1 protein-coding gene is annotated in these 473 nt (G+C 66.8%); it reads right to left on the bottom strand.

Annotated elements, in window-relative coordinates; translation table 11 throughout:
- The coding region (locus U5798_RS36930; RefSeq protein WP_322084887.1) for an ABC transporter ATP-binding protein at nt 1-473 on the bottom strand (473 nt) is incomplete at both ends.

The following is a 473-nucleotide window of genomic DNA, read 5'->3' as shown; positions in this document are numbered from 1 at the left end:
ATCCCATCACGAGCTTCACGTCGTGCTCGATCAGCAGAATCGTGCGGCCGTCCGAGCGGATCTTGTCGAGCAGGCGCGTGAGTTCGACCTTCTCGGTCGCGTTCATCCCGGCCGCCGGCTCATCGAGCGCGAGCAGCTTCGGGTCGGTCGCCAGCGCGCGCGCGATTTCCAGCCGGCGCTGGTGGCCGTACGACAGGTTGCGCGACGTGTAGTCCGCGTACTGCAGCACGCCGACGTACTCGAGCAGCTCGATCGCGCGTTCCTTGATCTCGCGCTCTTCCTGGCGCTCGGCCGGCGTCTGGAACACCGCGCCCAGCAGGCCGTGCTTGGTCCGCACGTGGCGGCCCACCATCACGTTCTCCAGTGCCGTCATCCCGCCGAACAGGCGGATGTTCTGGAACGTGCGCGCGATGCCCGTCTTCGCGACCTGGTGCACTGCGGTCGGCTTGTATTCCGTGCCGTCCAGCTTGAAC

This window comes from Burkholderia sp. BCC1972 (genome assembly GCF_905339605.1).
Lineage (GTDB): Bacteria > Pseudomonadota > Gammaproteobacteria > Burkholderiales > Burkholderiaceae > Burkholderia.
Note: the sequence above shows the minus strand (reverse complement) of the source record. Positions and strands in the feature narration are given on the sequence as shown.